The sequence below is a fragment of the Paenibacillus sp. 7516 genome (assembly GCF_002272715.1).
In the GTDB taxonomy this organism is placed as follows: Bacteria; Bacillota; Bacilli; order Paenibacillales; family Paenibacillaceae; genus Paenibacillus; species Paenibacillus illinoisensis_A.
The window spans coordinates 271,338-295,307 of record NZ_NPBI01000009.1 but is presented as its reverse complement, the minus strand read 5'-3'; the positions used below and the strand labels follow the sequence as shown (position 1 = coordinate 295,307).

The following is a 23,970-nucleotide window of genomic DNA, read 5'->3' as shown; positions in this document are numbered from 1 at the left end:
TCGGAAGGGCAGATGATCTGCCCTTCTGCTGTATGTTCTGGAGATTCGGGTTCGCTGACGTTTCGGGATCTCTGGTGCAGTGTAAAAGTCATTTGATCAGTCAGATGAAACAGAAAGAGGTTGGGGAAATGCGACTTAGAAGAGTGAGAATTGCCGGAACGGGCAAGTATCTGCCGGAGCGGAAAGTAACGGACGAGGAGCTGGATATCCGCTTGAAGGTGCCGGCAGGCTGGGTCTCGAAAGCCACGGGTGTAGGTGTTCGCCATTATGCTTCCGGTCAGGAAACATCTTCGTTCATGGGGGCGAGAGCTGCAGAAGCTGCGCTTGCCGACGCAGGACTGCAATTTGCCGATATCGACTGTCTGGTGTGCACCAGCGGTACGAAGGAGCAGCCTTTGCCAAGTACTGCGGTATTCATTCAATATGCTATGGGAGAACAGGAATCAGGCATACCGGCATTTGATATGGATGCAACCTGTCTGAGTTTTCTAAACGGTCTGGACGTCATTTCCTATATGGTGGATGCGGGTCGTTATCGCCGGGTACTGCTCGTAGCAACGGAGATCGCTTCTGCAGGTTTGAATTGGTCGGATAAGGAGAGTGCGGCCCTCTTTGGCGATGGAGCCGCCGCGGTCATTATCGAACGTTCCGAAGAAGAGCAATCTTCCCGGATTGTGCATGCTTCCCTGAAGACGTACAGCCGAGGGGCGAGATTCTCGGAAATTGCCGGTGGGGGGACACGGCTGCATGCCTCCAATTATGCGGCCGATCAGCCGGAGCCTTACCTTTTTCATATGGATGGGCAGGCGATCTTCCGGATGGCTTCCAGGCTTCTTCCCGGATTCATGGACGATATGCTGAAGAGCTCCGGAAACCGGATGGAAGATTTTAAGCTGGTCATTCCGCATCAGGGTAGCGCCATGGCCATGAGATTGATTCGCAAGAAATTGAATATTCCCGAAGACCGCTTTATGGACATTACACGAAACCATGGGAATACCATTGCCGCATCCATTCCCATGGGACTGCATGAGGCGATCAAGCAGCAGCGTATCCGGCGAGGCGATCGGGTGCTCCTGATCGGGACGGCCGCTGGATTGTCATTGGGAGGACTTATTTTTGATTACTAGATTGAGAGAATCCGATGATGCACCTGCAATCCGAAATGTATTACTCACTGGGGGACGTGCTCCCGTTACGCTTGATCTGGCACGTATGCTCCGGCGTGCAGGTTATCGTGTGTATGTTGCGGAGAGTGCATCACGTCATCTATGCAGATTATCCGGTGCAGTGGAGCAATGCTTTGTTGTACCATCCCCGCGTCATGAAACAGCGTCATATTTGTCTGAGCTCGAACGGATTATTCAAGCATCGCAGATCGACCTGCTTATTCCAATGTGTGAAGAAGTGTTCTACATTGCGCAGGGAGCAGAGAGATTGCGTCCTTATTGCCATGTCCTTGTTTCTCCACTGGAGCAATTGCATAAGCTGCATCATAAGTTTCATTTTATCCAGCTTGCGCAATCCATGGGCCTTGCTGTACCGGATACACGTCTGATTACCAGCCGGGAAGAATGGATTCAAACACAATCTGTTCTGGAAACGGAAGGGAAGTGGGTATGGAAGCCGGTGTATTCCCGATTTGCCGCCAGAGTTCGCATGCCTGGCTCACGGAACGTTCCTCCAGATGAGGCAGAAATATCATCAGCCCTCCCTTGGGTAGTTCAGGCTTACGTTGCTGGGCGAGCATTGTGCACATACAGTGTTGTCCATGAAGGGAACATGGTGGCTCATACCACGTATGACAGCCGCTATCGCACAGGCAGCGTGGGAGCCAGTGTCTATTTCGAACACGTGGAGCACGAGGGTACATATGAGTGGGTTCAGCAATTTGTAGAGGCTACCGGATTTAGTGGTCAGATTGGTTTTGATTTTATTGAAGGACCTCAGGGACGGGTGGTTGCAATTGAGTGTAATCCCAGGGCTACGAGTGGAATCCATCTCTTCTACCCGGGGGATGAATTGGTGCGTGCCATCGTTACGCCTGAAGCGCTGGTGAAGGAAGGTATCCTGATAACTCCCAAACAGCACAGCAGGGCGATGCTCATGCTGCCTATGCTGGGCAGCGGATTGCAGCAGATTGGACGACCGGAACAGTGGCGAGCATGGATGAGAGCCTGGCGAGGTACAAGAGATGTCGTACACCTGCAGAATGATAGACGCCCCATGCTGGAACAAGCGGCCGTGGTCCTGTCCGCCTGGCGTCTTGCACGCAAGTACAAGCTATCTCTGACTGAAGCATTGACTCACGACATAGAATGGAACGGTGAACAACCATGAATAGAGCATTGGTTACAGGAGCAACAGGCTGTTTGGGCAGACATCTGGCGCTAAGGCTTGCAGAACAGGGCTGGCGAGTGACCGGGATGGGCCGAAAAAAAGAATACGGTATTCAGCTGGAAGCCGAAGGGATCCAATTTTATCAGGGTGACCTGCGTGACAAGTCCGTAGCAGCTGAGGCATGCGCCAATCAGGATGCCGTCTTTCACTGTGCGGCGCTATCGTCGCCTTGGGGCAAATACCAGGACTTTTACAGCAGCAATGTGGAAGCGACGCAGCATTTGGTCGATGGTTGCAGGCGAGCGGGTGTACAGCGATTCATCCACGTATCAACGCCCAGTGTGTATTTTAATTATATACCCCGATATGACATTCATGAGGATGATCCCATGCCAGCCAAACCAGCGAATCATTACGCAGCGACCAAAAGAATGGCAGAGCAAGTGGTGTTGCGGGCCCATGCAAATGGACTTCCTTCCATCATGATTCGCCCGAGAGCCATCTTTGGTCCGTATGATCAGACGCTTTTCCCCAGAATCGTCGCAGCTAACCGTAAATCAGGAGTGCCCATGATTGGGGGCGGCCAGGCTGTCATTGATCTCAGCTGTGTGGATAATGTCGTGGATGCCCTGCTGTTATGCTGGAGTGCGCCGTCTGAAGCGCTGGGGAGGGCATACAATATTTCCAATGGCGACCCGAGACCGTTCCACGAACTGGTGAGCCATCTGTTTGAATTACTGGGTATGCCGCTGCATCGCCGAAATATTCCCTACAGGGCAGCTTATGGAGCAGCATCGTTGCTGGAGAATGTGCATCGTCTCCTGCCAATGCTGGGCGAACCGCAGCTAACCAGATACACCGTGGGTTCGTTAGCCATTCCGCAAACGCTGAATATTCATGACGCCCGAGAGCGGATAGGTTATACACCGCGAGTAACCATTGAAGAAGGCCTGCAGCAGTTTGCAGATTGGTGGAGGGCAAAATCATGCTGACAACAACGAAGGTAGAACTTCATCTGGGGGCGGCAGGCTTCTGTACCCATCCGGAGTTTCTGACGATTCGGGGCGGAAGCTTACGGCCAGTGCCCTTTCCTGCGGGCTTTGCCTGTATTATTCATCCCGTGCATGGTCCGATGCTGCTGGACACGGGGTACAGCTCCCGTTTCTTCCAGGAGACGGCACATCTGCCCAATGCGCTGTATCGTCATATTACGCCTGTGGTGTATCGTGAAGAGGACAGTGCGGTACAATTTCTGGCTAGGTTAGGGTTAAAAGCGTCCGATATTCGTTACATTATTCTCTCGCATTTTCACGGCGATCATATCGCAGGGGTGCGTGACTTTCCGGATGCGCAGTTCATCTATCTACCCCAGGCATACGAGGCGGTGCGATCACTTGGCCCGTTGGCGGCCGTGAAATCCGGATTTCTATCCGGACTTTTGCCGGGAGATTTTACGGACCGATCCTTGCCCGTGATGACACAGCCAGAGCGATGGACGAAGGCGGGAGACGACTTCCCTTTTTCTGAGGTATACGATCTTTTCGGTGATGGCAGCCTGCTTGGTGTAGAGGTATCCGGTCATGCAGAAGGCATGATGGGCATCTTGCTCAGCACGGGAGAACAGGACTACTTCTTGTGCGCGGATACGGTGTGGTCCAGCCGGGCCTTCCGGGAACAGCGCAGACCGCATGTGCTCGCAGGCATGATCATGTCGGATCGATCCGAATACAGAATGAATTTCGATAAGCTTGTGAAGCTGCATCAGCAGTTTCCCGAAATTCGAATTGTACCCAGCCATTGCCTGGAAGCGCTGAATGCCTGGGGGACGGGAGGAAGTTACATATGAGTACCATGCGTATTGTCTATCATTATGCCTTGGCACGCGGACTGCGAAAATGGAAATCACGTAAGGAGCTCGAACACTGGCAGGAACGTCAGATCCTTCGGCATATCGAGCGAGTTCGTGTACAGTCCCCGTTTTATCGAGAGTGGTGGGGAGATGCTGAAGCATCCGCCTGGAGAAGCTTTCCGATAATCGATAAAAAGATCATGATGCAGCATTTCGACCAGCTCAATACGGTCGGGATTTCGAAGAACGAAGCCATGACCCTTGCCGGAGAAAGTGAGGACACACGTGATTTCAAGCCGTCTGTTCAAGGCATTACGGTTGGTCTTTCCTCCGGGACATCGGGGAACCGGGGATTATTTCTTGTGAGTGAGCGGGAGCAGGACGCCTGGACGGGGACAGTGCTGGCCAAACTGCTGCCAGGTGGGCTGTGGAAGCCTGCCAAGATTGCCTTTTTCCTGCGGGCTAACAGTAATCTGTATGAATCGGTGCAGCGGGGCAAGCTGCAATTTCGATATTTTGATCTGCTGGAACCCGTGCATACCTTGGTCGAGCGTATGGAAGAGTATCGTCCCACCGTGTGGGTAGCTCCTCCATCCATGCTGAGAATGCTGGCCGATGCTTATCAAGCGGGTTCGTTGACCGTGATACCGGAGAAAATCATCTCTGTAGCCGAAGTCCTGGATCCGCTCGATCGCAAGGTGCTGGAGCGCGTCTTTGGTCAAACCATTCATCAAGTCTACCAATGCACAGAGGGATTTCTGGGTGCGACCTGCCGTCTTGGCACACTGCATTTGAATGAAGATATTGTTTACATTGAAAAAGAGTTTATTGATCCCGCTTCCCGGCGGTTTGTTCCCATTATTACGGACTTCTCCAGGACATCACAGCCGATAATCCGGTATCGGCTGAATGACATTCTAACCGAGGCGGCCGTCCCATGTGACTGCGGCTCTCCCTTTACCGCCATTGAGCGGATCGAAGGCCGCTGTGATGATACGCTATATTTTTCACATCGTCATACCAGCAAGGAGGTACCTGTATTTCCGGACTTCATCACCCGTGCGGTCATTGCCGCTTCTTCGGATCTGGAGCACTACCGGGTCGTTCAGTGTAGGGACGGATCACTGGAAATCGCTCTTCGACTTGGGGGGAATAGTGATGATCTCGAGTGGGTGAAGGGCGAGGTGCAGCGTCAACTGCTGAAACTGGGGGAGCGGCTTGAGTGTACTGTGCCACAGACGGATTATGTTCCCTATACATTCGAACCGGGAATGACCAAGCTGCGCAGAGTGGAGAGACAGCGTGGTTGAACTTGGACTTAAGCGAAGCGGATATTCAGATATGTTCAGTCATGTGATGATAGAAAGGGAGAAGCTAATCGATTCAATGGAGGAAGGTGGACGGGGAGATGGTACAGAACATTAAGGGAGAGACTGCACCTGTAGCGTTAATTACAGGCACCTCGAGTGGGTTCGGCATGCTTACTGCGATTACACTTGCCAAGCAGGGATACCGGGTTGCCGCAACCATGCGCAATCTGAGCCGGAATGAAGAATTAGTCCAGCTGGCAGAACAAGCTGGCATTGCGGATCGATTGCATTATATGCGTCTGGATGTGACGGATTCGGATTCGGTACAGGCGGCAGTGGCGGCTGTGCTTCAGATGTATGGGCGAATTGACATGCTGGTGAACAATGCAGGGTTTGCAGTTGGTGGTTTCATTGAGGAAGTAACCATGGACGATTGGCGGCGGCAAATGGAGACAAATCTCTTCGGTCTCATTGCAATGACGCGTGCGGTTCTTCCTGTCATGCGTAAACAGAAGCGGGGACTCATCATCAATCTCTCCAGTGTCAGCGGTTTGTCGGGGTTCCCGGGCTATGCGCCCTATGCTGCTTCCAAATTTGCCGTGGAAGGTTTCACCGAAAGTCTTCGGCATGAGATGGCTTCGTTTGGCGTAAAGGTAGTCCTGGTTGAGCCGGGAGCGTATCGCACACCCATTTGGAATAAAGGACTGGGTGAAATACACCGCAATGATAACTCCCCTTATAAAGAAAAGCTGGACGCAGTGCTTCGTTATTCTACACATGCGGGCCAGACTGCGCCCGATCCGCAGGAAGTGGCTGACCTGATCGCCCGCATTGCACGGATGCGTGCACCACGGCTCCGCTATGCACTCGGCAAAGGATCACGTGTGCTCATTGTTGGCAAAACGCTGCTTCCATGGAAGTGGTTGGAGTGGATTATTGCGCGTGGTCTTAAATAGGGCAGACCTTGTAAATTTAAGTCAGGAGGGCTTGAACTTGTTTGAAGTCATCGTGATTGTATTGCTTTTAGCCGTTGTAGGACTGTTATTCCGGATCAACAACAAGCTCCCTGAACGTGATTGGGTGAAGGAAGCGATGGAACGAGACGCGTCGAAATAAAAACATGGGAGGTTTTCACGTTGAAAATTGCTTTTGTTTTGTTTGATGGTTTAACCTTTCTTGATTTTGCAGGATTTTATGATGTGATCAACCGGCTGAATTTCTTTGAACCAACCAAGGGCAGTACATGGGAAACTTGCGCGATGACCGATCAGGTCACGGACGAATCCGGATTAACGCTCCAAGTGGATCGAGTGAAGCCGGACTTGGGTGAGTACGATATGGTTTTTGTTCCTGGTGGCATGGGTACGCGCAAGCTTCGGTTTGATGAGGCTTTCGTGGGTTGGCTGAAACAGGCGGAGAAGGTTCCAATGAAGGTGTCGGTATGTACGGGCTCATTGCTGCTGGGTGCGGCTGGTTTTCTTTCTGGTAAGAAGGCTACGACTCATCCTAATGTGTATGATCTACTGCAGCCGTACGCAGACGAGGTCCTCCAGGCCCGGATTGTCAAGGACGGAAATGTCATTACAGCCGGCGGTGTCGCAACGTCAATTGATCTCGGAATTTATGTACTGGGATTGCTTGCCGGACGGGAGGCAGCCGAGAATGTGAAGCGGCAGATCGATTATCCTTACGAGATGCAAGGAGTGATCGAAGAATGAGTGAAGATATCAAGCAGAGCATGTTCAATATTCGCAATATTCGGCGAGATGAAGTGGATCAGTACTGGTCTTTGCGTCTGGAGGCGCTGAAAAATCATCCGGAGTCCTTCGGAGCATCATACGAGTTGTCCGTTCAGCTTCCCATGAGTGAAGTGCAGGATCGCATACATAATGAGCCCGATGATTACATTCTTGGAGCCTATACAGCAGAAGGAATACTGGTTGGAATGATGGGTTTCAAGAGAGAATACGGCATGAAACTCAGGCACAAGGGATTCATCTGGGGGGTATACGTGGCCCCGCAATATCGGGGGCATGGGCTTGCTTCAAGGCTGCTTCGAGAAGTATTGAAACGGGGAGAGACATTGGAGGGCATCAGGCAAATTAATCTTAGCGTGGTTACGACAAATGAATCAGCCAGACGGTTATACGAAAAGTACGGATTCGAAACGTATGGCATAGAGAATTATGCTCTTGAAGTTGGGGGACAAGGTTATGATGAAGCCCATATGACATACGTTTATCCATCTGTGAGGTCCATATGACCGAGGCGGTTCATCTGGAAGTAGACGGGTATGCCTTCGTATTACAAGAGTCCCATTCTTTCGAATGGTTACGGCCACTGGGCAAGGTATTTCGTGTATTTGATCAGCAGGATTCCGGTAATCTGTCCTTTGGTATGATACAGAAGGACGGAACAAGGCTCTTTGTAAAATATGCGGGAGCACGTACCATTCATGCGAGTACACTTAATAGTCCGCAGGAAGCCATCCGTAGTTTGAGATCATCTGTTTCAGTCTACGAGGATTTGAAGCATAACGCTTTAATTCGACTAAGAGACCATTTTGCAACGGAACGGGGTTATGTCTGTGTATTTGATTGGGTGGATGGAGAATGTCTGCATTCCCAGTGGTATTTTCCGGCTCCAGCGAAATATGAAGATCCGCGTTCACCGTATTATCGTTTCAAACAGCTCCCTATTAAGATGCAGATTCTGGCAATGGAGCAGATCTTGAATTTTCATATTGAGGTAGAACGAAAAGGGTATGTGGCTGTTGATTTTTACGATGGCAGTCTGATCTATGATTTTGAACAAAATAGGATCAAGATTTGTGATATCGATCTGTATCAGAAGGGTTCGTTTACCAATATCATGGGACGCATGTGGGGTTCATCCCGCTTCATGTCTCCTGAGGAGTTTGAGCTCGGTGCTACCATCGATGGAGTAACCAATGTATTCAACATGGGTGCCGCGGCATTCGTACTGCTTGGTGGAGAGAAGGATCATTCATATGCCAAGTGGAACGCTGGAAAAGCCTTATATCAGGTTGTAATTCGAGCAGTGGATCCTGATCGGGCCCGTCGCTATGCATCCGTGAAGGAACTCGGTGAAGCCTGGAAGCTGGCGGTAAGACAGGATGAATGTATTACTGGCGAATGATGGATCAAAAAAAGTTCAGTATATTCTCCATTAGGAATTACCAGTTTGCATTCGTATCTCCCTGGAATATACCGTATAATGGAAATTAATGAAGGAGGTGCAGTTCTTTGTGCAGATATGCCATGTCAGGACCATACAAAGACACGTATGCCTGTTTCGACTGCCGCAAATCATTTAAGCAAACATCGAGACATGATCTCGCTCCTGAAGTGTATGAAAGGCTTGAATTTAAATGCCCGCAGTGTGCGGCACCCATGGTTAGCATGGGAAAAGATTTTAGAGCACCGAAGCAAAGCGATCTGAAACAATGGAAGAAGGTAGCGATTCTTTATCGCCACGGAATCACCTTCCATAGTTGTGGATGCGGGCCCGGATATCGTCCGGCCGAATTGCGGCAACTGCCCGAGTTCCTGGAAAAGTCTGTTCATAAACGAAGTGAAGGCGAGCGGTTATTACTAAGGCTGGTTAAATAATATGGATCGCCTATTCAATATTGAACCGTCTGACTTGATGAAAATACAGGCACAGACCCTATATACGATGAACACGCACCAGCGTCTGACTGGCATTAACGAACCGGAGGGCGGGCATGCGCCTGCCTTGTTTATTGGCATGACTTCCGCTGGCCTTCTGCCATATTATCATGAGCACCTGCCGCCAGAACTTATGGTTGAGCTGGCGTCTGAAGCGAAGCTTCCGCTTGACATTCCGAAGCTGCTAGGGACGATCGAGGCTTATAAGCCCGTCAAGCATCTATGGATGGGGCCTGCATTTGTCTTCCGGGAGAAAGTGGATGAGTGGCATTCGCGTGTGCAGCTTATTGACCATCACCATACGTTTTTGCTGGAAGAGCATTTTCCCGATCTCATCGGACGATTGTATGCGAAGGCACCTGTAGTCGCTTATGTTATTGGAGATTCCGCCGTAGCCGTTTGCTGCTCTGCCCGAACTTCGGAGCTGGGCGCAGAAGCGAGTCTGCATACAGTTCCTGCGTACAGAGGACATGGATATGGGGTGGAGACGGTCAAATGCTGGCAGTACCACGTGCAAGAGAGCGGACGCATTCCTCTCTACAGTACATCCTGGGACAATCTTTCCTCGCAGCAGGTGGCCCGCAAACTTGGACTGTATCAATATGGCATGGATTTCAGCATTACGACGTTATCATAGAGGGTGAACCCGGTCATTCGGAGATATGTACAAAAGGAGCTGCAACATGTCATTGAAGCTCATATCCGTATTTACCGGGAGGAGTATAATGATGAAGACAGAACCTGAATATGCGCAGAATACTATTACGGGAGTCCGGTTTCGAGGAACGTTTTGCTGGTATGTAACTGAGCGGGAGTACTGGTTTTTGAATGTGGAGATGGAGGAACGGTTCGGCATTGAAATACTGAACGAGGAAACAGCTGCAGCATTCCTGCAGGCCATTCAGGATGAGCGAGTAACCGCCGCAGAGCTGCAAGACTGTCTCTATCAATTTCGGAAGCAGCATCAAGATGGTGACGAGTGGTTGAAGTTTGTACCGTCATTCCTTGTGGATTTTGACCAAAGACAGTTTTGCTCCATGTTCCCCGAGCCGGCGTCTTTTGAACATTACATGCCTCAGGGCTGGATTGGATCCTATGTGGATTTCCTGGATCGGGTGCCAGAGGAGCAGCGGTACTGGGAAATGAATGGCAGGTCCCTATTTCGTTAAACTTTTGTTGAAAGGCGTGGTCAGGTGATACGTAAACATTTGGTACGTTGCCTGGTATCTCTGAGTACTGTATTTGTGGTGGGAGCGTGCTCGGTCCAAACCGAGGAACAGAGTATATCAGGGGTGATTGAGCACAGTCTGCAGGAAATGGTTAATGAATCTGTGATCATGAGCAGCAGTAATCCTAACGATTATATTGCAGGCAGCCCGGAGGCATACGGATTAATCCTGAAGACGGGTGAGGAAGGGCTGAATGTTCTTTTACAGAAACTTGAGTCCAGCTCCGATAACGGCCTAAGGGAATGGATTATGGCTCAAGCAAGTACGGAGCTGCTTGGGGAGCGGAATTCCGTGAACGAGTGGAACAGTGGCAAAGACTGGCTTAGACAGTATAAAATGAGTGAAGAATAGTAATTCTCAACAACAATCCTCACCTCCAGTCATCATGAGCAGGAAATACAGGTTCCTGGACCTGGTACCCAAAAGAATACGTTATAGAGGTGAAACCCTTGAATAAGAAAATTGCATTTTTTGACTCGGGCATCGGCGGTTTAACCGTCCTACATGAAGCTTTGCAGCAGCTGCCTGAAGAACAGTTTTTGTATTATGCAGATACGCTTCATGTTCCCTACGGAACCAAATCGGCCGATGAAGTAAGAGGGCATGTCTTTGATTGCGCGGAAGCGATCGTGCGGGAACATGTAAAAGCAATCGTGGTTGCCTGCAACACGGCGACAAGTCTGGCGGTAAAGGATTTGCGTGCCAGGTATGATATCCCGGTCATCGGAATGGAGCCTGCGGTGAAGCCGGCTGTAGAGATGAATCGTGAAAGCGGGAGGAGAGTTCTTGTATTTGCAACGGCACTAACCTTGAGTCAGAGCAAATATAACGAACTCGTATCCCGCGTGGATGACCATCACAGTGTGGATTCCATGCCACTGCCTGAACTTGTGGAATGGTGTGAACAGCTGGATTTTGATCCGGAAAAAAGTGCTGCGTATTTTCGCCGGAAACTGGCTGATCTGGATCTGGATTCATACGGTACGGTTGTACTTGGTTGTACACATTATCCGTTCTATTCACATATCCTCCGGACTGTACTTCCGGATCATGTACAGATTATTGATGGCAGTGCAGGCACGGTCAACCGTCTGAAGCAGTTGCTTGAGTTGACGGAACAGCATGGGAAGAGACCTGAGGAACAGGTTACATTTTTGAGTTCAGGAGGACAATTGGAAGATCAGGAGAAAATGAAGGCTGCTCTTCGGTATCTTGACACGATGACCAGATGAGCTGTACCAGAGGAGGAGAGAATCCTGCAATCGATTTACCTCATTCGTCATGCCAAGGCAACAGGACAGGAGCCGAATGCAGAACTTACAGATGAAGGTCTTCGTCAGGCAGAGCGTTTGGCGGAGAAACTTGCTGTTCATTCCATAGCTTACATTGTCTCCAGTCCGTGGAAAAGAGCGCTCCAGACGGCAGCCCCGCTCGCCAGAGCTGCATCTCAACATATACATACCGATGAGCGTCTTCAGGAAAGAGTGCTCAGCACTCGCCATCTGGAGAACTGGATGGAAGTGCTGGAACGGACATATGCGGATGAGAACTTCGCAGTAGAAGGCGGAGAGTCGTCACGCATCGCGACCGCACGTGGGATAGCAGTGCTGGAGGAATGTTGGAGTCGCCCTGAGCAATCTGCGGCTGTTATAACTCATGGCAACATGCTATCTCTGCTCCTTCGCCATTATGAAAGGTCCTTTGGTTACGAAGAGTGGAGGTTGCTAACCAATCCCGATGTGTATGTGCTGGAACGGCAGCGAGGAGAGCAGGGGCCACCTTCCATTCGCAGAATATGGACAGATTAAACAACAAAGAGTGCTCCAGCGATCATCTACATCGGCTAGAACACTCTTTTTCGTTTACAATCCGTTCTGCATTACAGAACGGCAATCATGACCATGACCCATCCGGCAAGGAATGCGACTCCACCAAGCGGAGTAATCGCACCAAGTTTGCGGACACCCGTTATGCTTAGTGCATAGAGACTGCCCGAAAATAGGAGGATGCCTGCGAACAGCAGCCATCCGGCCGCGATAATAAGCGAAGACTGTTCCAGGCGGCCCTCAATCAGGCCTAAAAGGATCAATCCGAGACCGTGGGCAATGTGATACTGAACTCCGGTTTCGTATATTTTGATCATGTCTGCAGATAATTTTCGCTTGAGCGCGTGAGCACCGAACGCTCCGAGAGCTACGGCGAGAAACATCATGATACTACCGAGTACAACCAAGGTTTGCATAGGCTATTGTCTCCTTTAGTAGAGGGGTAGTTTGATCTTCGGTACAGCTTGCTGACAGCAACTACAGTTTGCGCAGTTTAATGTGCTGAATCGAGTGGTCGGCTTCTTTTCTTAAGATTAGTCTTGCCCGTCCCTTGGTTGGCAAAATGTTCTCGTGCAGATTCTTGGCGTTAATGTCCTGCCAGATCTGATTGGCCGTCAGTACAGCTTCCTCTTCACCAATGTTGGCAAAGCGGTCATGGAAGAAGGAATCTGCATTCTGAAATGCGGTGCTGCGCAGCAGCTTGAAACGTTCAATGTACCAATGACGGATGTGCTCCTCTTCTGCATCAATATAGATGGAAAAGTCAAAAAAATCGCTGACAAGCAGCGGTGTTTCCTTCTTCACCTGTAGAACGTTAATACCTTCAATAATCAGGATGTCCGGTTGACAGATCGTTTGCTCTTCTCCTTGAATGACATCATACGCAAGGTGGGAATACACTGGCGCTTTTACTTCAGGCTTACCCGATTTTACATCGCCCATGAACTGAATAAGAGACTTGATATCATAACTTTCGGGGAATCCCTTCCGGTTCATGATGCCTTTCTCTTCCAGTATGGCATTGGGATATAGAAAACCGTCGGTCGTAACGAGGTCAACCTTGGGTTTGTTTTTACCTCTGGCGAGCATGGCCTGGAGCAAACGGGCTGTCGTGCTTTTGCCCACGGCAACACTGCCCCCAATTCCGATGATATAGGGAGCGGGAGATTGTTCCTTTTTCAAAAAAGAAGCCGTTAATCGATTCAATTCACGTGAAACTCTTGCATATAAGTCAATAAAGTGGGTAAGTGGTAAATAAATATCCTCCACTTCCTGAATGGATACTTCTTCATTCAATCCCTTTAGTTGTTCCAATTCGGCTTCCGTCAGTGGAAGGGTGGTCTGATGTTCTTTCAGTTCAGCCCATTCCTTGCGGTTAAACTCGATGTAAGGAGAGTATAAATTCATGAGATCCCGCTTTCTGTATGTAATGTAATCAGTGACACAATCTTTAGTGTACCAAATTTCAGGCAACTGACAACACCTTTACATTTGCAAATTTGTTATGCCGTCCGGGCGAAGAAGAAAAAGTGAAGTGATAACGGGACAATTTATACCAGTATATGTAAAAGTCGAAGTATACCATGCGGAAGGGTGACAGCAAATGATCGTATATGAGAGAGAGCATGATTTTGTTTTGACCGCACAGCATGAGCATGGACAAGTAGCCGGCGTGATGGCTTCCCACTGGAAAGATGAACTGCTCGCTGATTCCCGTCACCGGGAGGAGCTTATACTTGCAGCAAGAGAACACGACCGTGGCTGGATTGAGCTGGATTCCGCACCTTTTTGGAATGATTACAGCCAGTCCCCGTATTCGTTTCGGGATTTTCCGTTACGTCCGCGTTTTGTATTTTACCAAAAAGGGATTGACGAAGTCCGTGAAAAAAGTCTGTATGCGGGGCTATTGTGCAGCATGATGTACACGGAGCTATTTCAGAACACCCTGGGTGCTAACCCTAACGATGATGACGATATCAGGGAATATTTGAAGAAAGAACAACGTTTTCAGGAGGATTGGCAGCAGCAGCTCGGCGGAGGAGATGAACTCGATCGCAGATTGCAAAGCGACCTGGAGATCATGTTATTCTGTGATCAGCTAAGCCTTTTTCTCTGTATGGAGGAGCCGGGAACCCCTGCATCGCGCTATGATTTTTTTGCAGAGGGACTAAGCTGCACCTTCGATGCCTGTGGAAGAGAACCGATTCGGGCTGAATGGATCTCAGGTGATAAAGTAGGACTCTCTTACTTTCCATTTACTCAGGAATTCACAGTCGGTCTGCCTTACAAATCGGTACCCAAAGCAAGCATTCGCAAATTTGGCCTGCTTCAGGCTTATCGTCGTGCCGAGTGGAAAGAACGCAGAGTGTTGATTACAAGTATGGACTGAAATGGGACAGGGATATAACTTTTAACTTTGCAACAAAGTTAAAAGTTATATCCATAAAAATAAAACATCTTGAATATACATAAGTAGCATGAGCCGTTGTTTCTTACTTTTTGAGAAGGGCTGGACTGCTATGGAAAAAGAAAAAACAAGATACCTCAATCTTTACAGTGAGATAACTGAAAAAGATGAGATTCATAGTGAAAAATTATCCGCTAACTTTACTCAAATTGATGAAGAAGTTGCGGATCGAGGAGTGCACATAACATGGAATGGTGCAGATCGCACTGGAGTTAAGAGTAGCTCTACTGCACTAAGTTCTCTAATTACAAATGAAAAGGATATTATCATCATCCCACAAGGTATATTTTTACTAGACAAGGATGTCACCATTCCTGCTGACAAGCAACTTGTTTTTCAACGCAATGGAAGGTTTAAAATAAAAAAAGGTGTCACAATAACAATACAAGGATCAATTGATGCAAGGCCTTATGATTGGGTATTTGATATTTCATTGGGCGGAATGGTAAATGGGGAATTTCAAACGGAGTCAGTATATCCGCAGTGGTTTGGCGCAAAAGCTGATGGTGTTAACAACGACGCTCCCGCTATTCAGGCGGCTGAGAACTTCGTCTATCAAAGAGGTGGCGGAATTGTTGTCTTTCCATTTGGAACCTACGGAGTGAAAAATAAAATTATTAAACGGTCTAGTGTTCATTGGCGAGGGGCACAGGCAAAAATAAAGAGAATTGATAATCTAGATCCCGTAGGAGCAGCGTTTTCGCTGGTCCACGCTGAGGAAGGGACTTTTGATTGGTCTATTCAGTCATTGGAGTTTGAGAACATACCTCAGAACATTTTATTGGAAAAAGGTACTTATCATAATTTTGGACCTGGAAAAAACAACAGTTGTATTGACGCCTATCGTTGTTCTGAGTGGATTATTCAGGACTGTGTTTTTCGTAAGTTTTCTCAAGGGATTTTATATCGTGGATGTGACACTTTCACCATCTCTAACAATTGGTTTTATGGAGAAAGTGGAAAAACAGTTGAATCAATATTAGATGGTAGCTTCGTCTCATTTTCAAGTTATGTTTATACTGGAGCGATTATCTTTGCGTTTACTTCTTCGGCGGCGGAACTTCGTAATGCAGGGAATTTTCTTATATCTGATAATTATATTGAAGTCCCTGGACTTGATATTGGTATTGATGCTCTAGCACAAACATGGAATGAAAATCCTTCAATTGTCAGTGAAAATATAATACTTGGTCCTAATTGTGGTATTCAGATCTATAAAGGCAGCTTCCACGATCCTCTAAACGCACCAACCTATCGCGGCAATATTCAAGTACACAATAACCGTTTATATGCTACATGGGAACAAGGTATTTATATTAGATATACTAATGGTGTTACTATTTCACATAATTACCTTGAACGTGTTGCGCAAAAACCCGGTGGAGATAATGGCAGTTCTGGTGGTGGAATTGTAACTCGTGTTAACCCTTTCAACTTAACCCCTCACTCGCCAGGGCCTTCTGATCATGTAGGCGTTGATATTCTATACAATCGAATCGTAAATCCTGGGCAAAACAACAAAATATTTGATGGGGCCATCCATATTCGAACTCCAAATTGTAGAGTCATTGGTAACGATATAATAAGGGAGACAAATTTATATCCAAGTTCGTTAGGTAAAGGCATTTTGATTGATAACGGGGAAGGGGTTCTACAAGCAGAAATTAGTGGTAATCGGGTCAGAGGATTTGAGTATGGAATGTTTTGGGCGGGAACCGCAAAAGAGCATGCTGGCGGGGAGCCATGTATCATTAAAGATAATACAATCCGTGATTGCTCAACAGCAATTTTCCTTGATCCGTTACGAATAGATGGTATTCAAATACGATCGAATAACATTATTAATGCGAATACAGGTTTGATATTAAAGAGAGCGCCTTACTCATTTATTGAAGACAACCACTTTCATTCCTGTGTTGCTGGAGTGGTTTTAAGATCCGGAAATTTGGCGAGTGATTATGTAGCTTTGAAATCTGGGGGGACTTACAGCAGAGAAGACACTGGCATGAAAGCTGGAGGAACTGTTACGATGAGAAGCAATGTTTTTATACAAGTTAATATACCTCATAGTGTTGCAGAAACATCACAAGGTGATGCAACCTTTCATGGCCGCTGTATTAGTTGGGAAGGTGATCGTGTTAATAGCCGTATCCTAAGGAATAACGATTTTCCTGATGCCAGACATCCCGTTACTTACACTGCAAGAATATGGAGCAAATATGATCGAGTAAATAATACGACTTTTACATTAGGAAAAGTCCTAGAGAGGATTTGTGTAACTGCTGGAATGTATGGTAGACCCCCAACGACTCCTATTAGAGGAACGATACTACAAAATTCAGCTATCATTACTCAAGTTTCAAGTGTGCTAAATATTGGTGTGGGGCAGTACTTGAATGTTGACGGAATTAGCGTTTATGTACTAGAAGTGGATTATAAAAACCATTCTGTCCACACAGATATTAAATTTGAGTACAATAAATCCAATGTCAATATTATAATCGGCGAACCTGTTTTTATGGATTTAATTACGCCATCAGTAAGTCAATAAATCACTTAAAAAAATATTTAAATATTCCCTGTAAGAATAAACGAGTTTCTACCTGATGAGATTATGATCTATAGAATTATAACAGATGAACCTTTAGATAAGTTTAGTGTTTACTCTAACTCTTTACCTCGTCAGGTAGTTAGTTTTGAAATGTTATAGTACTTATCAACAGACTTATATATTGCATCCTAAATAGCTGAGTCCTTTTTATATAAAAGGGCTTACTTAGGTTTGTATAGTTATTTCCCTTGCTAACCCTGAAATTAATTTTTGGAGGCAGGAAAATTCAAGAGATGACCAGAAATGTTAATATACAACCAAGGGAGAACAGCGGCAGGAGGATAATGATGAGTACCAGAATTGACATATTTACGATGTGTATGGTGTGGGACAAGCACAATGGCAAGGTTTTGTTGATGAACAGACCTGATCGTAAGGGGTTTCCAGGATATATTGCGCCGGGGGGCAAGGTAGATTTCCCGGAAAGCATTGTGGACGGAGCCATGAGGGAAGTGAAAGAAGAAACGGGACTCGAGGTCCGTGAGATTACATACAAAGGGTTGGATGAGTTTTGTGATCCCGAGCAGGGACTGCGCTATATGGTTTTTAATTATTTGGCCACTTCTTTTGAAGGTGAATTATTGCAGGATCCGCCTGAAGGTGAATTGCTGTGGGTCCCGGTGGAACAGGCGCTTGAACTGCCTATGCAGGATTGGTTTGCAGAACGATTCCCGCGCTTCTTTCAAGAAGGTACATTCGAACGAAGCGTGATTTGGGAGAAGTCGACAAATCGTACACTGCAAGAAACGTTTATGGTGTACACCGATAGAGCAATGGAATAGAAGAAATTAAGGACATGGCAACAGATGAATACTCACCGGGATTGAACAAAATGTATCATCCATTTCTATGTATACGTATCCATATATTGTGATATAATGAAGTTTGCTTTTTTTGAAGGGAGAGGTGAGCGATGAGAATTTCGTACCGATCAAATCTGGGCGGAATAGGCGCGGAACAACTGAGCGAACATTTTTTTGATGGTTGGCCCAATCCACCGTCGAATGCGACTTTTTTGAAACTGCTGGAGCAATCGTATGCAGTTGAGCTTGCAGTGGATGATGAGACAGGGAAGGTCATAGGCTTTATTCAAGCTATTTCGGATGGGGTACTTAGTGCATACATTCCATTGCTGGAAGTGGTCCCGGAGTTCCAAGGTAAGGGGATTGGGACAGCGCTAACAGAGAGAATGCTGAAGAGGCTCCAGGGTTTGTACATGATCGATCTGTTATGTGATACCGAAACGCAGCCTTTCTATGAGAAGCAGGGAATGCGCAGAGCCAGCGGCATGATGGTTCGCCATTATTCCAATCAGAATGGATCACAGTAAGTACTTATAGTAAATAGAGTTATATGATGTTTTGATATGACCAGATTAAAGAGAGTTCAAGAAGTATTTCGCTATTAATCCTAGTGCCAGCGTGTGATGAGAATATCCAAGTTTAGCGTTTAAGTTGATACATAGGCTTCTGCAAACGGGCCGTCAATGAATATTGTACGATGAAAAGGTGGAGATTCGCATGAGACTAACGTTCCGTATACTGGATTGGGAAGAGGAAAAGCCCTATGAACTTTTGCTAATGGCTGATCCCTCCAAAGCCAAAGTAGACGAATATTTAAGTCGTGGTGTGTGCTTTATCGCTGAATATGAAGGCGAGATGGTAGGCGAGTTTGTTTTGCTTAAGACCCGGCCCGACACTGTGGAGATTGTTAATATTGCCGTTCAGGAAGAATTACAGGGACAAGGCGTCGGCAAGCACATGATTAAGGAAGCGATTGAAGCAGCAGGCAGGCTGGGATGTCGTACTGTCGAGATCGGAACAGGCAATTCCAGTTTTCATCAGTTGAAGCTGTATCAGCGCTGCGGTTTTCGCATTATAGGGGTTGATCGCGACTATTTTGTAAGACATTACGATGAAGAGATTATCGAGGACGGTATTCGCTGCGTGGATATGATCCGCCTGGCAGTAGACTTGGATACCCTAGCGGAGGAAAACAACAAGTGAGAATTTATTGTATAGCACCTGGACATGCCCGAATCGTTACGGCTTTTGGAAGCAGCGGAGCAGAAATTACGCCAATCCTTCGAAACACCTCGGGTTGCCATGTGTCTTATCTCAAACTCACTGGCGGCGGAGAATTGGGGCTGCATCCGGCTGTAGGGGAGCAGGTGTTTCTGGTGCTTGAAGGTGATGGCTGGGTTGAAGGTGAAACGGGGGAACGTGTAGTTATCCAGGCCGGAGAAGCCGCGTTTTGGATGGACGGTGAAAACCATCGGTCCGGTTCGGAGCATGGGTTAACGGCCATGTTAATTGAAGGAAGTGAGCTGGATATTCGTTTGTCATTGCATGCTAAATGAATCTGAAAAGGGAGCTGAAGCCTTTGAGTATGCTCTGGGTGGTTATCATTATAACGGGGTTAATCTTCACTCCATCGTTTTATCAGATGAATAAGCGGATCCGAATATTGGAGGAACAAGTCAGATACCTCACGGATGAAAGAAGGAATCATTCATGAATCAACATACACATCTGGGGGTATATGGTCTTATTCGATGGGGCGACAAGATATTGTTAATTCATAAAGCACGAGGCGCGTATAGAGGGTGTTGGGATCTGCCGGGTGGCAGACTGGAATTCGGAGAACAGCCGGAGACGGCCCTGCACCGCGAAATTGAAGAAGAAACGGGACTTACAGATGTGCAGGTGACCATTCGTTCTGCGGAATCCACTGTCGTGCATTGGATGTATCAGGAGGTGCCTGAGGAGCTTCATCATATTGGCATTTTGTATGATGTGCAGTTGAAGTCTGACAAGCAGGCAAGTGAGATCAGGAAGGAACCGGATGGGGAAGATTCATTGGGTGCGGCTTGGTTTGCAATGGAGCAGATTCACCAGCTCTCCTTAACACCATTTGCCTCACATATGATTTTGGAACGTAGTTAAGAGCCATGTAATCGATACGGCAGCGTTTATAAAGAGACCCATAGGTAGACCCAATGTTATATATTGCCAGGTGCAACGAGCATACGGTATAATTTGGATATATGTTGATTGGGATCCCGCAATGGGATTCAGCGATTTGGTGATATGAAAGAACAACACGTTATAATTCGCGATTCAATTTGCGATTTATCGGGGTATAGCGCAGCCTGGTAGCGCGCACCCTTGGGGTGGGTGAGGTCGTGGGTTCAAATCCCGCTACTCCGATTCGAAACCTGTACACCGAAGCGAAGGCTGTGAATCTGACGATTCACGGTCTTTTTTTGTTGAATCTGTTCTCAAATGGTTAATGTTTAACTGGACGGTTTGTTTTGGCTGGTTATGGACCACAATTCATATTAAAGGGGGTTAATGCGGAAACGTGGGAACAGATATATCTGCGATATGCAGAGTTTATGCTTCATTTATCTGATTCATCTAATTTATGCATCAATTGAACTAAAAATAGGAAATGCTCCTGAGCGTAAAAGTTTATAGAATAGACATTAGAAAACGAATTCGATTTACATTGAGCTAGATGGAACCCTCGAGCAGATTCGGACACGATTCGACATCTGTGTTGGCGGCATATCCAATTATTGTTTATTATGTTTTTGAAAACGCAGACAAACCTTGACGGGAGCGTCGGAACAACGTTATTTACCCCCAACATCACGATGATTGGACTTCATGAAAAATTTCGCTTAAAATGTTGAACGAACGCAAATTACGGCTTAGTCAATGATTTCCGTCAAAACACACGACTAAATCAAGACGGAGGGAACGTCGATGACGATCGAGGAAGGCAACAAGAAGCCCTGGGAAAGTTACTATGGACCCAATTTGGGATACGTACAAGAACAATATGAATTATTCTCTCAAGATCCTGAATCGGTTACACCCGCATATCGGGAATTGTTTGAACAATGGGGTGCTCCGCCGATGCCTGGCAGAGATGCACATACAGCCACTTATTCCGGCAACGCCCAAACAGCTTCCGGGAGCGTGGATATTCAATTATTACAGAAAGCGGTTACAGCCGGGAAACTGGTTTGGAATATTCGAACTTATGGTCACCTTGCCGCGGATATTGATCCGCTTGGCATAAGTGAAGAATCAGATACATCTTTATTGGAACCGAAGCATTTTGAATTGAATGAAGAAGATTTGAAAGCACTGCCCGCATCCCTGATCTGGGAAGGTGCAGATGGACAGACGACCAACGGCTGGGATGCCATTCAGCGTCTGCGCCAGATCTATACAGGTCCGATTGCTTATGAATTCAGCCATGTTCATGAAGTTCATGAACGCGAATGGCTTAACCGCCGTGCTGAATCCCGGACTTCCCCGGCACCACTGAATCAGGATGAACGGAAGGCACTGCTGGAACGTCTGGTTGAGGTAGAGCAGTTCGAGGATTTCCTTCACAAAACGTTTGTAGGACAAAAACGCTTCTCGATTGAAGGAAACGACGTGCTCGTACCGATGCTGGATGAAGCAGTACGCATTATGGCACACTCGGGCTCAAGCCACATTTTGATGGGGATGGCTCACCGGGGTCGCCTGAACGTGCTCGCTCATGTCCTTGGTAAACCATACAGCAAAATTTTCTCTGAATTCCATCATTCCCCGAACAAGGATCTGGTTCCGTCTGAAGGATCGACAGGAATCAATTACGGCTGGACAGGGGATGTCAAATACCACCTTGGTGCGAATCGCTTTGTGAAAGATGGCGAAGCGGTACAGGCTCGTCTGACTTTGGCTAACAATCCGAGTCACTTGGAGTACGTTAACCCTGTCGTTCAAGGCTTTGCACGTGCGGCGCAGGATGATCGGCGTGATCCGGGATATCCGAAACAGGACGTTACAAAAGCAGCGACAATTCTGATGCATGGCGATGCAGCCTTCCCTGGTGAAGGCATTGTGGCGGAAACGCTCAATTTCAAAGCACTCCCGGGCTATCAAAATGGCGGAACGATTCATATTATCGTGAACAACCGTCTCGGGTTTACGACCGATAGCAGCGATTCCCGCTCTACTTATTACGCGAGTGACCTTGCCAAAGGTTACGAGATTCCGATTGTGCATGTGAATGCAGACAATCCGGAAGCATGTATCGCGGCGATTCGCATGGCAGCAGAGTACCGCAACAAGTTCAAAAAGGATTTCCTGATTGATCTGATCGGTTACCGCCGCTATGGTCACAATGAAACGGATGATCCGGAGACCACTCAACCGAAGGTCTATGAAAAAGTGAAGAGTCACCCTACAGTGAGTCATCTGTATCAGGACCAGCTCAAGCAGGAAGCGGTTGTAGATGATGCATCCATTGGCAGCATTCGTGATGCCGTAACGAATCGTCTGAAAGATGCTTATGAACAAATGAAGAAAAACGAAGTTCATGAGCAGTCACAACTGAAAGCCACTCAACCTGAAGCGGTGTCGCTTATTCCAACAGCTGTGCCGCTGGAGAATCTGCGCAGCATTAATGCCGATCTGTTGAAATGGCCAGAGAACTTCAATGTATATCCGAAGTTGCAGCGTATTCTGCAGCGTCGCAGTACTTCTCTGAACGAGGGCGAAAAAGTGGACTGGAGTCTTGCCGAGACACTGGCATTTGCCACAATTCTGGCTGACGGCAAGCCAATTCGGATCAGCGGACAGGACGCAGAACGTGCAACCTTCGCTCACCGGAATTTGGTTTTGCATGATTCGGAGAACGGGACAACATTTTGCCCGCTGCATCATCTGCCACAAGCACGTGCAGCGTTTGCCATTTACAACAGTCCGCTGTCGGAAGAGTCGGTACTTGGATTCGAGTATGGATATAACGTGTATTCCCCGGATACGCTTGTCATCTGGGAAGCTCAATTTGGTGACTTCGCCAACTGTGCACAGGTTATTTTTGACCAATTCGTATCCGCTGGCCGTGCCAAATGGTCTCAGAAGTCGAGTCTGGTCATGCTGCTTCCTCATGCCAATGAAGGGCAGGGACCTGAGCATACAAGTGCCCGTCTTGAACGTTTCCTGCAGCTCTGTGCAGAAGATAATATGACGGTTGCGAACTTGACGAGTGCATCCCAGTATTTCCATCTGCTGCGCCGTCAGGCTTCGTTGACTGAAACAGAAGATGCACGTCCTCTGGTCTTGATGTCGCCGAAGAGTCTTATTCGTAATCCGCGTGTTGCATCACCCGCTGCAGCGTTCAGTGAAGGCAAGTTTGAGCCTGTACTTGAACAAGCAGGGCTTGGAACCAAACCGGATCGCGTAGAACGCATCATTCTGTGCAGTGGGAAGATCGCCATTGATCTCGAGGATGCTTTTGAGAAAGACAAAGCCGACTGGTCCTGGCTTCACATCATTCGTGTTGAACAGCTGTATCCGTTCCCGGCGGAAGAAATCAAGCGCGTACTTGCACGTTTCAGCAAGCTGAAAGAACTGGTTTGGGTTCAGGAAGAGAACAAAAACATGGGAGCCTGGACATACATGGAACCTCGCTTGCGCGCTATTGCACCGGAAGGAACAACCGTGAGATACGAAGGCCGTCCGGAACACGCGAGTCCTTCCAGCGGTTATCAAAGTGTGCATAGCATGGAACAGCAACAGATTATTACATCCGCGTTGAAGCAAACGACGAAGAATAATATTCCACTGGGGAGGTAACA

At 47.6% G+C, this 23,970-nt stretch carries 26 protein-coding genes and 1 tRNA gene; 25 read left to right on the top strand and 2 right to left on the bottom strand.

Features of this window, described 5'->3' with window-relative positions; translation table 11 throughout:
* Positions 1 to 128: 128 nt before the first annotated feature.
* The 16 genes from CHI14_RS10465 (at position 129) to CHI14_RS10395 (ending at position 12,228) form a co-directional block, all read left to right on the top strand.
* Positions 129 to 1,130, top strand: a complete 1,002-nt coding sequence (locus CHI14_RS10465; RefSeq protein ID WP_095288373.1) for a beta-ketoacyl-ACP synthase III — start codon at positions 129 to 131, stop codon at positions 1,128 to 1,130.
* Positions 1,120 to 2,340 carry an ATP-grasp domain-containing protein gene (locus tag CHI14_RS10460; RefSeq protein WP_095288372.1) on the top strand — a complete coding sequence of 407 codons (1,221 nt, stop codon included), beginning with the start codon at positions 1,120 to 1,122 and terminating at the stop codon, positions 2,338 to 2,340. Before CHI14_RS10465 ends, CHI14_RS10460 begins: the two co-directional genes overlap by 11 nt.
* Positions 2,337 to 3,332: an NAD-dependent epimerase/dehydratase family protein gene (locus tag CHI14_RS10455; protein ID WP_095288371.1), complete on the top strand. Its 996-nt coding sequence runs from the start codon at positions 2,337 to 2,339 to the stop codon at positions 3,330 to 3,332. Before CHI14_RS10460 ends, CHI14_RS10455 begins: the two co-directional genes overlap by 4 nt.
* Positions 3,326 to 4,186: an MBL fold metallo-hydrolase gene (locus tag CHI14_RS10450; protein WP_095288370.1), complete on the top strand. Its 861-nt coding sequence runs from the start codon at positions 3,326 to 3,328 to the stop codon at positions 4,184 to 4,186. Before CHI14_RS10455 ends, CHI14_RS10450 begins: the two co-directional genes overlap by 7 nt.
* Positions 4,183 to 5,499, top strand: coding sequence for a F390 synthetase-related protein (locus CHI14_RS10445; protein WP_095288369.1), 1,317 nt, complete (start codon positions 4,183 to 4,185; stop codon positions 5,497 to 5,499). Before CHI14_RS10450 ends, CHI14_RS10445 begins: the two co-directional genes overlap by 4 nt.
* Before the next feature lie 98 nt (positions 5,500 to 5,597).
* Positions 5,598 to 6,455 (top strand): SDR family oxidoreductase, encoded by an 858-nt coding sequence (locus tag CHI14_RS10440; RefSeq protein ID WP_095288368.1) that lies wholly within the window; start codon positions 5,598 to 5,600, stop codon positions 6,453 to 6,455.
* A 37-nt stretch (positions 6,456 to 6,492) separates the two neighbouring features.
* Positions 6,493 to 6,615 (top strand): hypothetical protein, encoded by a 123-nt coding sequence (locus tag CHI14_RS30635; protein WP_283163815.1) that lies wholly within the window; start codon positions 6,493 to 6,495, stop codon positions 6,613 to 6,615.
* 20 nt (positions 6,616 to 6,635) lie between these two features.
* The gene (locus tag CHI14_RS10435) at positions 6,636 to 7,217 is read left to right on the top strand and encodes a DJ-1/PfpI family protein (RefSeq protein ID WP_095288367.1); all 582 of its coding nucleotides are present in this window, start codon (positions 6,636 to 6,638) and stop codon (positions 7,215 to 7,217) included.
* Entirely contained in the window at positions 7,214 to 7,762 is a 549-nt protein-coding gene (locus CHI14_RS10430) for a GNAT family N-acetyltransferase (protein ID WP_170948083.1), read from the top strand. Before CHI14_RS10435 ends, CHI14_RS10430 begins: the two co-directional genes overlap by 4 nt.
* The gene (locus tag CHI14_RS10425; RefSeq protein ID WP_095288366.1) at positions 7,759 to 8,658 is read left to right on the top strand and encodes a protein kinase family protein; all 900 of its coding nucleotides are present in this window, start codon (positions 7,759 to 7,761) and stop codon (positions 8,656 to 8,658) included. Before CHI14_RS10430 ends, CHI14_RS10425 begins: the two co-directional genes overlap by 4 nt.
* Positions 8,659 to 8,765: 107 nt before the next feature.
* Positions 8,766 to 9,131 carry a hypothetical protein gene (locus tag CHI14_RS10420; protein WP_095288365.1) on the top strand — a complete coding sequence of 122 codons (366 nt, stop codon included), beginning with the start codon at positions 8,766 to 8,768 and terminating at the stop codon, positions 9,129 to 9,131.
* A 1-nt stretch (position 9,132) separates the two neighbouring features.
* Positions 9,133 to 9,828, top strand: a complete 696-nt coding sequence (locus tag CHI14_RS10415; RefSeq protein WP_095288364.1) for a GNAT family N-acetyltransferase — start codon at positions 9,133 to 9,135, stop codon at positions 9,826 to 9,828.
* A gap of 91 nt (positions 9,829 to 9,919) precedes the next feature.
* On the top strand, positions 9,920 to 10,360 hold the full coding sequence (locus tag CHI14_RS10410) for a hypothetical protein (protein WP_095288438.1): 441 nt from the start codon (positions 9,920 to 9,922) through the stop codon (positions 10,358 to 10,360).
* Between the two features lie 168 nt (positions 10,361 to 10,528).
* Positions 10,529 to 10,771 (top strand): hypothetical protein, encoded by a 243-nt coding sequence (locus CHI14_RS10405; RefSeq protein ID WP_212676988.1) that lies wholly within the window; start codon positions 10,529 to 10,531, stop codon positions 10,769 to 10,771.
* Between the two features lie 98 nt (positions 10,772 to 10,869).
* Positions 10,870 to 11,652 (top strand): glutamate racemase, encoded by a 783-nt coding sequence (gene murI / locus CHI14_RS10400; protein WP_095288362.1) that lies wholly within the window; start codon positions 10,870 to 10,872, stop codon positions 11,650 to 11,652.
* 21 nt (positions 11,653 to 11,673) lie between these two features.
* A complete protein-coding gene (locus CHI14_RS10395) occupies positions 11,674 to 12,228 on the top strand; it encodes a histidine phosphatase family protein (RefSeq protein WP_349290366.1) in 555 nt (184 codons plus the stop codon).
* Between the two features lie 71 nt (positions 12,229 to 12,299).
* On the opposite strand, the gene CHI14_RS10390 is transcribed toward CHI14_RS10395, so the two are convergent.
* On the bottom strand, positions 12,300 to 12,662 hold the full coding sequence (locus tag CHI14_RS10390; RefSeq protein ID WP_095288360.1) for a DUF423 domain-containing protein: 363 nt from the start codon (positions 12,660 to 12,662) through the stop codon (positions 12,300 to 12,302).
* 61 nt (positions 12,663 to 12,723) lie between these two features.
* Positions 12,724 to 13,653, bottom strand: coding sequence for a type I pantothenate kinase (gene coaA, locus CHI14_RS10385; RefSeq protein ID WP_095288359.1), 930 nt, complete (start codon positions 13,651 to 13,653; stop codon positions 12,724 to 12,726).
* A gap of 196 nt (positions 13,654 to 13,849) precedes the next feature.
* Here coaA and CHI14_RS10380 point away from each other — a divergent pair, with 196 nt between their 5' ends.
* From CHI14_RS10380 to CHI14_RS10340, 9 genes are all read left to right on the top strand, one after another.
* Positions 13,850 to 14,635 (top strand): DUF3891 family protein, encoded by a 786-nt coding sequence (locus CHI14_RS10380; protein ID WP_095288358.1) that lies wholly within the window; start codon positions 13,850 to 13,852, stop codon positions 14,633 to 14,635.
* A gap of 130 nt (positions 14,636 to 14,765) precedes the next feature.
* Positions 14,766 to 17,264: a right-handed parallel beta-helix repeat-containing protein gene (locus CHI14_RS10375; protein ID WP_170948082.1), complete on the top strand. Its 2,499-nt coding sequence runs from the start codon at positions 14,766 to 14,768 to the stop codon at positions 17,262 to 17,264.
* Positions 17,265 to 17,611: 347 nt separating this feature from the next.
* On the top strand, positions 17,612 to 18,106 hold the full coding sequence (locus tag CHI14_RS10370) for an 8-oxo-dGTP diphosphatase (protein ID WP_095288356.1): 495 nt from the start codon (positions 17,612 to 17,614) through the stop codon (positions 18,104 to 18,106).
* Between the two features lie 131 nt (positions 18,107 to 18,237).
* On the top strand, positions 18,238 to 18,654 hold the full coding sequence (locus tag CHI14_RS10365; RefSeq protein ID WP_095288355.1) for a GNAT family N-acetyltransferase: 417 nt from the start codon (positions 18,238 to 18,240) through the stop codon (positions 18,652 to 18,654).
* Between the two features lie 190 nt (positions 18,655 to 18,844).
* A complete protein-coding gene (locus CHI14_RS10360; protein WP_095288354.1) occupies positions 18,845 to 19,330 on the top strand; it encodes a GNAT family N-acetyltransferase in 486 nt (161 codons plus the stop codon).
* The gene (locus tag CHI14_RS10355; RefSeq protein ID WP_095288353.1) at positions 19,327 to 19,683 is read left to right on the top strand and encodes a cupin domain-containing protein; all 357 of its coding nucleotides are present in this window, start codon (positions 19,327 to 19,329) and stop codon (positions 19,681 to 19,683) included. The genes CHI14_RS10360 and CHI14_RS10355 overlap by 4 nt, the downstream gene beginning before the upstream one ends.
* A 154-nt stretch (positions 19,684 to 19,837) precedes the next feature.
* Positions 19,838 to 20,269, top strand: coding sequence for an NUDIX domain-containing protein (locus CHI14_RS10350; RefSeq protein WP_095288352.1), 432 nt, complete (start codon positions 19,838 to 19,840; stop codon positions 20,267 to 20,269).
* Positions 20,270 to 20,459: 190 nt separating this feature from the next.
* Positions 20,460 to 20,533: transfer RNA gene (locus tag CHI14_RS10345), tRNA-Pro, on the top strand.
* Between the two features lie 561 nt (positions 20,534 to 21,094).
* Positions 21,095 to 23,968 carry a 2-oxoglutarate dehydrogenase E1 component gene (locus tag CHI14_RS10340; RefSeq protein ID WP_095288351.1) on the top strand — a complete coding sequence of 958 codons (2,874 nt, stop codon included), beginning with the start codon at positions 21,095 to 21,097 and terminating at the stop codon, positions 23,966 to 23,968.
* The last annotated feature ends 2 nt before the right edge of the window (positions 23,969 to 23,970 follow it).

What these genes read in the sequence shown, in the direction of transcription:
- CHI14_RS10465 (WP_095288373.1), top strand. Translation starts at nt 129, where the DNA reads ATGCGACTTAGAAGAGTGAGAATTGCCGGAACGGGCAAGTATCTGCCG.
- CHI14_RS10455 (WP_095288371.1), top strand. Translation starts at nt 2,337, where the DNA reads ATGAATAGAGCATTGGTTACAGGAGCAACAGGCTGTTTGGGCAGACAT.
- CHI14_RS10450 (WP_095288370.1), top strand. Translation starts at nt 3,326, where the DNA reads ATGCTGACAACAACGAAGGTAGAACTTCATCTGGGGGCGGCAGGCTTC.
- CHI14_RS10445 (WP_095288369.1), top strand. Translation starts at nt 4,183, where the DNA reads ATGAGTACCATGCGTATTGTCTATCATTATGCCTTGGCACGCGGACTG.
- CHI14_RS10440 (WP_095288368.1), top strand. Translation starts at nt 5,598, where the DNA reads ATGGTACAGAACATTAAGGGAGAGACTGCACCTGTAGCGTTAATTACA.
- CHI14_RS10430 (WP_170948083.1), top strand. Translation starts at nt 7,214, where the DNA reads ATGAGTGAAGATATCAAGCAGAGCATGTTCAATATTCGCAATATTCGG.
- CHI14_RS10425 (WP_095288366.1), top strand. Translation starts at nt 7,759, where the DNA reads ATGACCGAGGCGGTTCATCTGGAAGTAGACGGGTATGCCTTCGTATTA.
- CHI14_RS10415 (WP_095288364.1), top strand. Translation starts at nt 9,133, where the DNA reads ATGGATCGCCTATTCAATATTGAACCGTCTGACTTGATGAAAATACAG.
- CHI14_RS10410 (WP_095288438.1), top strand. Translation starts at nt 9,920, where the DNA reads ATGAAGACAGAACCTGAATATGCGCAGAATACTATTACGGGAGTCCGG.
- CHI14_RS10405 (WP_212676988.1), top strand. Translation starts at nt 10,529, where the DNA reads ATGAGCAGCAGTAATCCTAACGATTATATTGCAGGCAGCCCGGAGGCA.
- CHI14_RS10390 (WP_095288360.1), bottom strand. Translation starts at nt 12,662, where the DNA reads ATGCAAACCTTGGTTGTACTCGGTAGTATCATGATGTTTCTCGCCGTA.
- coaA (WP_095288359.1), bottom strand. Translation starts at nt 13,653, where the DNA reads ATGAATTTATACTCTCCTTACATCGAGTTTAACCGCAAGGAATGGGCT.
- CHI14_RS10380 (WP_095288358.1), top strand. Translation starts at nt 13,850, where the DNA reads ATGATCGTATATGAGAGAGAGCATGATTTTGTTTTGACCGCACAGCAT.
- CHI14_RS10375 (WP_170948082.1), top strand. Translation starts at nt 14,766, where the DNA reads ATGGAAAAAGAAAAAACAAGATACCTCAATCTTTACAGTGAGATAACT.
- CHI14_RS10370 (WP_095288356.1), top strand. Translation starts at nt 17,612, where the DNA reads ATGAGTACCAGAATTGACATATTTACGATGTGTATGGTGTGGGACAAG.
- CHI14_RS10365 (WP_095288355.1), top strand. Translation starts at nt 18,238, where the DNA reads ATGAGAATTTCGTACCGATCAAATCTGGGCGGAATAGGCGCGGAACAA.
- CHI14_RS10360 (WP_095288354.1), top strand. Translation starts at nt 18,845, where the DNA reads ATGAGACTAACGTTCCGTATACTGGATTGGGAAGAGGAAAAGCCCTAT.
- CHI14_RS10350 (WP_095288352.1), top strand. Translation starts at nt 19,838, where the DNA reads ATGAATCAACATACACATCTGGGGGTATATGGTCTTATTCGATGGGGC.
- CHI14_RS10340 (WP_095288351.1), top strand. Translation starts at nt 21,095, where the DNA reads ATGACGATCGAGGAAGGCAACAAGAAGCCCTGGGAAAGTTACTATGGA.